The organism is Dysgonomonas termitidis (assembly GCF_054657735.1).
Map to the genome: position 1 here is coordinate 3,443,779 of NZ_BAAHYD010000002.1, position 9,006 is coordinate 3,452,784.

Annotated in this window: 15 protein-coding genes and 2 pseudogenes; 8 read left to right on the top strand and 9 right to left on the bottom strand. The window is 46.6% G+C overall.

Translation table 11 applies throughout. The annotated features are described in order from the left end of the window. Nucleotides 1–15 precede the first annotated feature (15 nt). The 5 genes and pseudogenes from traN to ACYQ3L_RS18505 form a co-directional block, all read left to right on the top strand. Complete coding sequence (gene traN / locus ACYQ3L_RS18485) at nt 16–978, top strand: conjugative transposon protein TraN (protein ID WP_379994352.1); 963 nt, start codon at nt 16–18, stop codon at nt 976–978. Nucleotides 979–980: 2 nt separating this feature from the next. Then, a complete protein-coding gene (locus ACYQ3L_RS18490; RefSeq protein WP_379994353.1) occupies nt 981–1,565 on the top strand; it encodes a conjugal transfer protein TraO in 585 nt (194 codons plus the stop codon). A 2-nt stretch (nt 1,566–1,567) separates the two neighbouring features. Continuing rightward, the gene (locus tag ACYQ3L_RS18495; RefSeq protein WP_379994354.1) at nt 1,568–2,029 is read left to right on the top strand and encodes a DNA N-6-adenine-methyltransferase; all 462 of its coding nucleotides are present in this window, start codon (nt 1,568–1,570) and stop codon (nt 2,027–2,029) included. 29 nt (nt 2,030–2,058) lie between these two features. After that, the gene (locus ACYQ3L_RS18500) at nt 2,059–2,493 is read left to right on the top strand and encodes a DUF3872 domain-containing protein (RefSeq protein WP_379994355.1); all 435 of its coding nucleotides are present in this window, start codon (nt 2,059–2,061) and stop codon (nt 2,491–2,493) included. Nucleotides 2,494–2,702: 209 nt separating this feature from the next. Further along, a pseudogene (locus tag ACYQ3L_RS18505) lies at nt 2,703–3,083 on the top strand (M23 family metallopeptidase); the annotation flags it as partial. A 109-nt stretch (nt 3,084–3,192) separates the two neighbouring features. Here the strand turns inward: ACYQ3L_RS18505 and ACYQ3L_RS18510 are convergent. The 8 genes and pseudogenes from ACYQ3L_RS18510 to ACYQ3L_RS18545 all read right to left on the bottom strand — a co-directional run bounded on the left by ACYQ3L_RS18510 (nt 3,193) and on the right by ACYQ3L_RS18545 (nt 7,000). After that, a complete protein-coding gene (locus ACYQ3L_RS18510) occupies nt 3,193–3,513 on the bottom strand; it encodes a hypothetical protein (protein WP_379994356.1) in 321 nt (106 codons plus the stop codon). A 165-nt stretch (nt 3,514–3,678) separates the two neighbouring features. Then, nucleotides 3,679–4,290 (bottom strand): hypothetical protein, encoded by a 612-nt coding sequence (locus ACYQ3L_RS18515; protein WP_379994357.1) that lies wholly within the window; start codon nt 4,288–4,290, stop codon nt 3,679–3,681. A 245-nt stretch (nt 4,291–4,535) separates the two neighbouring features. Further along, nucleotides 4,536–4,745: pseudogene (locus ACYQ3L_RS18520) on the bottom strand (DUF3873 family protein); the annotation flags it as partial. Nucleotides 4,746–4,758: 13 nt separating this feature from the next. After that, entirely contained in the window at nt 4,759–5,238 is a 480-nt protein-coding gene (locus tag ACYQ3L_RS18525) for a DUF7258 domain-containing protein (RefSeq protein WP_379994358.1), read from the bottom strand. 26 nt (nt 5,239–5,264) lie between these two features. Then, entirely contained in the window at nt 5,265–5,879 is a 615-nt protein-coding gene (locus ACYQ3L_RS18530) for a hypothetical protein (RefSeq protein ID WP_379994359.1), read from the bottom strand. Between the two features lie 5 nt (nt 5,880–5,884). After that, nucleotides 5,885–6,259, bottom strand: coding sequence for a hypothetical protein (locus tag ACYQ3L_RS18535; protein ID WP_379994360.1), 375 nt, complete (start codon nt 6,257–6,259; stop codon nt 5,885–5,887). A 46-nt stretch (nt 6,260–6,305) separates the two neighbouring features. Beyond that, nucleotides 6,306–6,737 (bottom strand): hypothetical protein, encoded by a 432-nt coding sequence (locus ACYQ3L_RS18540; protein WP_379994361.1) that lies wholly within the window; start codon nt 6,735–6,737, stop codon nt 6,306–6,308. 14 nt (nt 6,738–6,751) lie between these two features. Then, nucleotides 6,752–7,000 (bottom strand): hypothetical protein, encoded by a 249-nt coding sequence (locus ACYQ3L_RS18545; protein WP_379994362.1) that lies wholly within the window; start codon nt 6,998–7,000, stop codon nt 6,752–6,754. Nucleotides 7,001–7,377: 377 nt separating this feature from the next. Here ACYQ3L_RS18545 and ACYQ3L_RS18550 point away from each other — a divergent pair, with 377 nt between their 5' ends. The 3 genes from ACYQ3L_RS18550 to ACYQ3L_RS18560 all read left to right on the top strand — a co-directional run bounded on the left by ACYQ3L_RS18550 (nt 7,378) and on the right by ACYQ3L_RS18560 (nt 8,546). Then, nucleotides 7,378–7,797, top strand: a complete 420-nt coding sequence (locus ACYQ3L_RS18550) for a hypothetical protein (RefSeq protein WP_379994363.1) — start codon at nt 7,378–7,380, stop codon at nt 7,795–7,797. Between the two features lie 145 nt (nt 7,798–7,942). Beyond that, on the top strand, nt 7,943–8,260 hold the full coding sequence (locus tag ACYQ3L_RS18555) for a helix-turn-helix domain-containing protein (protein ID WP_379994365.1): 318 nt from the start codon (nt 7,943–7,945) through the stop codon (nt 8,258–8,260). Further along, the gene (locus tag ACYQ3L_RS18560) at nt 8,250–8,546 is read left to right on the top strand and encodes a helix-turn-helix domain-containing protein (protein ID WP_379994366.1); all 297 of its coding nucleotides are present in this window, start codon (nt 8,250–8,252) and stop codon (nt 8,544–8,546) included. The genes ACYQ3L_RS18555 and ACYQ3L_RS18560 overlap by 11 nt, the downstream gene beginning before the upstream one ends. A 65-nt stretch (nt 8,547–8,611) precedes the next feature. On the opposite strand, the gene ACYQ3L_RS18565 is transcribed toward ACYQ3L_RS18560, so the two are convergent. Beyond that, on the bottom strand, nt 8,612–8,995 hold the full coding sequence (locus tag ACYQ3L_RS18565) for a virulence RhuM family protein (protein WP_379994367.1): 384 nt from the start codon (nt 8,993–8,995) through the stop codon (nt 8,612–8,614). Between the last annotated feature and the right edge of the window lie 11 nt (nt 8,996–9,006).

The window sequence follows — 9,006 nt, forward strand, 5'->3', positions numbered from 1 at the left end:
TAAAATTAAAAAGCAATGAAACATCTTTTGATTCTGCTTGCCTTCGCGGTAAGCGCAATGACTGCCAATGCGCAGGAAAACAGGCAACAGGCGGCTACCGATACACTCGCCGCAGTAACATCGCCCTCCACAGGGGATTATTATCAGGGCTATACGCGCCCGCTGACCTTCAACCGGATGATTCCGCCGTATGCTTTGGAGGTAACGTTTAACAAGACGGTGCATGTCATTTTCCCGTCTGCCATCCGGTATGTGGACTTGGGGAGCGCTGACCTCATGGCAGCCAAAGCGGACGGTACGGAAAACGTCTTGCGGGTAAAAGCCGCCCTGCGCGACTTCTCACGGGAAAGCAATCTGGCGGTGATAACCGAAGACGGAGCGTATTATGCCTTCAATGTGAAGTATGCGGACGAACCTGTAAAGCTATCCGTCGAGATGAGCGATTTTTTGCACGACGGCGAGGCGGTAAACCGCCCGAACAATGCCCTGCAAGTCTATATGCAGGAATTGGGGCAGGAATCGCCGCTGCTGGTGCGCCTGATTATGCAGTCCATCTACAAAAACAATGACCGCGAAATAAAGCATATCGGCTGCAAACGCTTCGGAATCCAGCACACGCTAAAGGGAATTTATACCCACAACGGACTGCTGTATTTTCACCTCCAGTTGAAAAACTCGTCCAACGTACCGTTCAACGTCGATTTTATCACCTTCAAAATCGTGGATAAGCAGGTGGCGAAGCGTACCGCTATTCAGGAACAGGTGATGTGGCCGCTCCGCGCCTACAACAACCTGATGCTGATTAACGGCCAGCACATCGAACGCATGGTGTTCGCGATGCCGAAATTCACGATTCCCGATGATAAGATGCTGGTCGTGGAACTGAACGAACAGAACGGTGGGCGGCATCAGCGGTTTACCGTCGATAATGCCGATTTGGTAAGGGCGAAAGTTATTAACGAACTCAAAGTGAAATAACCATGAAGCGGATAACAATTATTCTCACGTTGGTGTTATGCTTCGCCCTTCCGGGCGGGGCATACGCGCAGCGTTGTTTACCGGGTATGCGGGGCATACAGGTAACGGGCGGCATGGTGGACGGTATTTATTCGTCTGCAAATCAAAATGAAACGGGCTATTACTTCGGAGCTTCGATAGCGACCTACGCCGGACATGGCAACAAATGGGTGTTCGGTGCGGAGTATCTTGGGAGGTACTATCCCTATAAGGACAGCCGCATCCCTGTGGCGCAATTCACGGGAGAAGGTGGGTATTTCCTCAATATCCTCGCTGACGGCTCCAAAACGTTTTTCCTGTCGCTGGGCGGTTCGGCTCTGGCGGGGTATGAAACATCGAACTGGGGCGAAAAGCTGCTGTTTGACGGCTCCACGCCCAGGGATAAGGACGCTTTTATCTATGGCGGGGCGATTACCCTCGAAATCGAAACTTACCTGACTGACCGGGTTGTATTGCTCCTGACAGGGCGCGAGCGGGTATTGTGGGGCAACTCTACGGGACATTTCCATACGCAGTTCGGCATCGGTTTACGCTTTATGGTTGATTAGGTATGAAAACGAGCGACGAGTGGTACACGCCTGCGGAGATTATACAATCGTTGGGCGAATTTGACTTAGACCCTGCTTCTTCACCGGAAGCCTACCGGCAGAACCGTTCGGCAAAGCATTTCTATACCGCCGAAGAAAACGGTTTGGAAAAAGACTGGCACGGCAGGGTATGGCTTAATCCGCCTTACTCGAATCCGCTGGTACAGCAGTTCCTTACAAAAATGACCGGACACAATAACGGTATCGCCTTGGTCTTCGCCAAAGTGGAAGCCAAATGGTTTCACGACATTGTACTCCGGCACGCTACGGCAATCAAGTTCCTGTATGACAGGGTGCGGTTCTTCAGGCCGGACGGTACGCAGGGCTTACAGCCGAGAAATGGCTCCATGCTTATCGCATACGGAACGGAGAACGCCCGGATACTCTCCGGCAATACCCTGAAAGGGAAATTTTTGTATTTATAAAATCAGTTCATCAACAAAAAATAATCACAATGAGAAAGATAAAAAGTTTTTTCGGAATAACAGCGTGGCTGGCGGCTATGATGCTGCTGGCCTTAGCCTGTAGCGACGGTCTTGATATTCATCAACGCTACTTGTTTGGTTTGGAAACTATGCCGGTTCCTAAAAAGATTGTGCAGGGCGAAACGGTGGAAATCCGCTGTAAATTAATCAGGGAAGGCGACTATAAGGAGGCGCGGTACTACATTCGTTTCTTTCAAACGGACGGAACGGGGGAATTGCGCATGGACGATGGCAGGGTATTGACGTCTAACGACCTGTTCCCTCTGACAAAAGAAGTGTTCCGGCTGTACTACACTTCCCGATGCACCGACCAGCAAACGATAGACGTGTATATTGAGGACGATGCGGGGCAGGTCATTCAAAAAACCTTTTCGTTTCAGAATGAAGGGGCGGAAGAAGAATAAATGTAAAAATCAGGTAAGCAAGCGCCCGGAGCAATTCGGGCGCTTTTAATAACCGATAAGATACAGTTATGAAATACATCATATTGTTCTTCGCCGCTTTGCTGCACTTGTCCGTATATGGGCAGCCAAACCGAAAATCAGAAATAGAAAAATGTATGGGAAAGATTTATTCCGTAAAAGAGTTTCAGCGGATTGCAGGCTCATTGCAAATGTCGGTTTACGAATTATCCCGCTATCCCGTCATTTTTCCGGTTAAAGAACCGCATATTTCATCGGGGTTTGGAAAACGTAAACATCCCATTTATAAAACGCAAAAATTCCATACGGGAATTGATTTTGCCGAAGTAAGGGGCGCTCCCGTGTATGCCACAGGCAGCGGGGTCGTCGTCCGCAAAGGCTACGATTCGGGGTATGGATTTTTTATAGAGATTCAACATGCAGGCGGTTTCCGCTCGTTTTATGCACACCTAAGCAAAACGTTGGTCAATACGGGCGATTCGGTAAGGATAGGTAAACACATTGCCTGTGTGGGAAACAGCGGGCTAACGACGGGCTACCACCTGCACTATGAAATCAGGAAAGGCAACCGCTTCCTGAATCCGGTAGAATGGTGTTGCTGTTTGCTGAAAATGTTGAAGGCCGGATACATTGTTTGCATCATGGAAAAATTCGATGGTTATCTCATCGGATTTTTCTGTTTTATTCAGGGGTATTGCCCTCTTGCGCTCCGGCTGCCCGTTTCTTTGCTTTCTCCTTTTTCTTTTTCTCCTTGCGGGCTTTGTCGTCCGCTGCGATGTCTTTCAGCGACCGAACGGCAAGGGGTTCTTCCCGCTTGAAGCGTTTGTAGTAAATATCTTCAATGAACTGCGGCAGGGGCGTTTTCCATGTTTCCTGCTTGTGGTTATCTATCTTACCCAGCTTGTCGGGGTTTAAGCCCAATTCCCGCGCCATTTGGACGTGTTTGTCGGACAGTTTATGCTTCTTTTGGGCGGCAGCCCATTTCTCTATTTTTACGGCCATATATTTGATATTTTCAGGCTGTAAAGATAGGAAATGCCAGCGGATCAGGCTTAAAACTCGAAGGAAAATCCGCTGTCATGTTGGCTTTTTGTTCCTTTTTCTCCCGCATTTTTATAGGTCGCTCATGGAAAAAGTAACGGGCGGGATTTCCCCGCCCTGTGAAAATTATACTGCTGACTCACTGTATTCGTCCATGTTAATGGATTGCCCTCCCTTTGCAAAGAAATAATCGTTTATTTCGCATATTTCTCTCATTTCCTCATCGGATATTTTATAGAAATAGTCATATCCCCGTTTTTCCCATTCCCTGCAAAATGAAAAGTACCACGATTGAACGTTAGCGGCAATCCGCTCGATTATTTCCACCTGCCTGTCGGTTGCATCATCGTAAAAATGGCTGTCAATGCAGACGGTTTTAGCGTTGAAATAACGGTTGCAGTGTTCAAAGTCAATGCCCTGCAACACGTCATATACGGATTGTATTTGCCTGTAATGGATACCCTCGAAGGCTACCTTTTTAAACTTGCCGTTGCCGAAAAGTTCGGAATGGTTTATCCGTCCGTACAGGCACAGGCCGTCGCCCTGACAGTACGAAAGCGAATAGTAAGTTTTCAGGTGGTTTAATCCGTACTGTTCCTGTAATTCGGCGGTCAGGTCGTCCGAGAAAAATTCGGGCAGATGTTCTTCGGCAAGGTAATTTTCCCGTGCCTTTTCCCGTGCGTATTCTTCCAGTTCGCCATACCTGTACGCTGTGATTTCCCTTACTAATTTCTTCATTTTATTTTTTTATTACGGGGGGCGGTAACTTTCCGTCCCCCTGTTCATACTATTACATACTATTTTATTTCCGTTCCGAAAATCCGGTTGAATGTCGTTACGATTTCTTCCCTCCTGAAAAAGTCCCAACTGACCGCTACGGTGTGGCAGGATTCCACATGGCCGATTTGGTACGCCATTTCACTTTTGGTCAGCCGTTTGCCGTCCTGCATTTTTTGCAGGGTGCTGGGAAAAAGCCGCTTGCGGTTCTTTTCCTGCATCCATTTATCCCGTTTTGCCCTGCATAGTTCCAGTGTTTCCTGCAAGGTGGTAAATAACTCGCCATCTTTTGAGCGATAATCGTACTGGTAATAAATCGTTCCACGAAACGCCCCCAGAACGCATTTGGTGTACTTCTCCTTGCCTGCTTCGCAAACGGAACAGCCGTTTGCATTGATTGAATTGTTTGATTGCATGATATTTGATGTTTTAGATGATTGTTTCAATACTTGCTACGGGTGTATTCTTCATGAGCCACTCCCGTATATGCTCCATATTGTATTCGGAGGTAATAATGGCGCACCGTTCGCCGGTTTGAGTAAAACGGGACGATTCGTAATTATCTATCCGCTCTTTCAGATTGACACATTCCCAGTGCTTGTAACTGTCCGTAAACATGCGGTTTATTTCCTTGATACCCTGTGAAAAACTGACTTTGACGGTTCTATACCCGTTGTCGATGATTTCGAGGTGGTGTAACGAGCCGAACTCATCATGCAACCGGGCGAACGACCAGTCGCATTTATACCATTCTCCGCCCCAATTGTGCGGTTCATCAAAACGGACTTTTACGTTGGCTGTATGTTCATCCAACCTTATTTCTTCGATAACGCCCGTTACCATCAAGCCTGTAAAAATGCTCTTGCAACGCTTACCTATAATACTGTCGTTTACTTCTGCTGTTTTCATAATGCTTATTGTATTAATGTTAATGTTTAGAAAAATGATAACTGTACTGCCTTCCTGCCCGTGAGTTCATCGAACATGTCTTTCACCTGACGGACAATTTCACGGGATAATCTGGCGTTGAAGTTACCGCAGGTATCGCCTTTCAGGTCTTTTTCATACCTGCGGTGTCCGTCCATGATTTCCTGCAAAGCCGCTTTCAGGCACTCTTTACGGGTGTCGAATACTTTGCCCCAAACGCCCAGACCGTATCCGCAACCTGCTGCGCCTGTGGAGTAGCTTGCGCCATAGCTCCATTTGCCGTTCGCTCCCTGCCCGATGGTCAGGTGGTTGGAGGCTACGGGGCGGTCTTTGGGGGTGAACTCTATCTGTTCTTTTGCTGTAAAATCGGCGTTTTCAAGCCATCCGTATTTATTAAAACGCTTGCCGGTAAAGCCGAACTGCAACCCCGCATCGTATGTGCGTTTGTTCAAAAAGAACTGGTACGGACGGTCGCCGAAACTTTCGTATTCCTCAATAATGGCGCGGTTATCCGTGCGCAGTGCATTCAGGTACACGGCTGCATCGTGGCGTTCGGTACGAAAAAAATTCATTTCCCGTACACAGGCTATCTTTTCCGTATTGGATAATTGATTGTATTCCATGACAACTAAAAATTAATGTTTGATAACCGTTCTTCTATCTCATCGTACAGGTCGTTAAACCTGTCCTGATATTTTTCGTAAAACGAGCCGTTTTCGTCAATCATTTCCTCACGGGATATGCCGTATTCGCTTTCAAGGGCGATGTCTGCCAATTCGCACACGATTTCCATGAAAAGGCTGTGCTTATCGCCTTCGGACAGGCCAATGTTTCCTGCTTCGGCTTGTTGCCATTGGTAAATGTTTTGCTTGTCGCTCACAAACAAGTATTTCCAAAATACATCCGCTTCGTCTTCATCGTAAATGCCCGTTATAAGCGATTTAACGTCCATTGCCAATGTGTTCCACCATTTGTTTACCGTTGCTATTTGTATAATTTCCATTTTTTTGGGTATTGTGGGGGCAGGATGTTCCCACCCCCGATTCATACTATTTTTCCGTTTCGCCTGCCTGTTTCATATCGACAAAATACTGCAAGTTGCTGTCGGGGTCGGTGATATAATATCCCGAACCGTCTATGAGCATTTCAGAAGTGACGTTGTCGCCAAACTCAAAGGCGGATTTTGTCTTTTCCCATTTGCCTGCCTTTTCGCCTTTTACAAAATCCCTTTTGTAGCATTGGAAAACGGTTGCCGTAATGTGGTTTTTCAGGTTTTCAATGAAGTTGAGCAATTCGTCCAATCCGGCAGGTTCACGGGTTGAGTTGATTACCCTTTGGCACACAATCTTTTCATTGATTGCTTCGCCCTTAAAAATCCGTACCCGGAACAAGCCGTTACCGTACTCAAAAAAGACAGCGTGGCATCCTTTGGCTTCCAATTCCGCCAAAGCCGTAAAAATCTGAATGATTTTCGTTTTCATATTTCTGTATGTTTTTAAATGATTAAAAGAATGATTATTACTACTGAAAGCGTGATTACCACCGCAATAATAAGAAGCGATAGAAAGCAGGAAAGCAGCCCTTTAAGGAACTTGAACCCAATGTAAAGCCCTGCTATCACCGCTACGAAAGCCCAGCCCCACAGAGCAAAACCCGCTGCTGCAAAGGCTATTTTCAAAACCCAACCTATGCTAATTGGAAGGTAGGAGGTTCGATGTTTCATATTTTTTTCTGCCCGTATCATAATTTCTGACCTTTTTTTTAACGCTATGCCGTATCGGAGCCGGTGAGGAGTATTCGAGTTTCAGGGGCTTAAAAAGGGTAGTGTTCAGCCGACGCAAGGTTTTGGCGAATAAATACGCTCGCCCGGATAGATAAAAGAAGGGAAAGAGGAAGATTTTTCGACAAACCCGCAGGCTCGACCTTGCGGCGGCGTGAAGAACACGGAAATACCTTTGCGCCTGAAATCGAATACTCATTAGGCTTCGATGGCATTGAAGCTAAACGGGGAAGAAATTATAGAAAGATACGGGCAGGAAAAAACGAAAAATAAACTCCACGTTTGTAGAAATAGTGGCGTTTAATCGTTAATTTTGGCTCCGTTAATTAAGGATATATTTTATGGAACGATTTTATCCCCTGTTTGATTTTTCAACCCAACTGTTATGTGAACTGTTTGCAGACGCTTGTAAGGTGGGCAAGCTCCTTGTAGAATACGATAAGCCGGGCGAGGATGGAAGTTATGAGATTCCAAATTTCCCAATGGATGAGATATTTTGCAACATAAGTTCCGGTTGCCATACCAATTATTTCGTCTATATGAAAAACCATGAAGATTGGCCGGACGGGATAAGAATTGGGATGCCCCTGCTTGAACCAATGCATACGACCGCATATGTGGATATGGATATTTCCTATTTAGACTGGTTTGTGGAAAAATATAAATTGATACCGCAGCCCGATAATGAAATAAGTGCGGCAGAAAGTTTGATTATGGATTTTGAGTTCAAACTGCTTCAAGAACCTTCTTCTTTAAATTAGCATACCAGCCTCTTTTCGGAGGCTTTTTGGCTCCTTCCTGTGACACTCGCTGCCTGATGCTTCCACAGTTTATTTACTTGACAGCAAGCTGAAATAATCGGTTTATCTTTGCTCCCCCGTGAAATAAACCGATAAAAAATGAACAATGGAAATAGTAATGGTAGAAGCCCGCACATACGAGGCGATGATGTCCCGCTTCGAGGCATTTGCCCGAAAGGTGGAAGTCCTGTGCGAACGGCATCAGGATAAAGCGTTGAAGCAATGGCTGGACAACCAGGATGTGTGTATCATCCTGAACATAAGTCCGCGCACATTGCAGACTTACCGCGATAACGGAACCCTGCCTTATTCGCAGGTGAACCACAAAATGTATTACAGACCCGAAGACGTGCAGGCGGCGCTCCGGTTAATCGAAGAAAAGCGCCCGAAACTCGGACGAAAGGAGGCGCCTTATGGAAGATAACCTGATAACAAGGGACAATGAACGCCTGAAATCGTTTTTCAAAGCGCTTGACCGGATGCTGGCAGGATTGGAAAAAATGGCCGGAAGCTACCGCCCGCCGTTGGACGGCGAACGCTTCCTGACCGACAAGGAAGTTACCCGGCAGTTGAAAGTCAGCCGCCGCACGTTGCAGGAGTGGCGGTATAGCGGACGGATACCCTATCTCCAAATAGGCAACAAGATACTTTTCCGCGAGAGCGACATTCAGGCAATGCTCGACAGGAATCTGCATAAGGCGTTTAAGTAAGCGATTCTCCATTAAATAAAACAGCCGTAAGGTTTCCTTTGAGGGATATTCTTACGGCTGCTTTTTTAATTGTACAAAGCCCTGTTTGATAATTGCATGATGAGTTTTGCCGGTAACGGGTTGGCCGTTATTCTTCGGATTACCCGCTCCCTGAACAGTTCTGCTTCCGGTGAATGAACCCTGAAAGCAAGGGCGGTTATCATATCCAACCCATAAACAGCGGGTATTACGCTATTTCCCGTTACGGTCGCCGGACAGGAAATATCCGTCCGGATTACTCCTGATTTCAGGATCGCTTTTACATGGTCGTTAATTGTCCTGACATAAACACCGAACAAGGCGGCAATTTCAAATGATGTCATCATCACTTCACCGGATTGCGGTACGGATATGATTCCGTTTTCTATGGTTATTATTTGGCTGTCGCCGATTTTCAATTCCCTTTTCATTGTTTTACTTT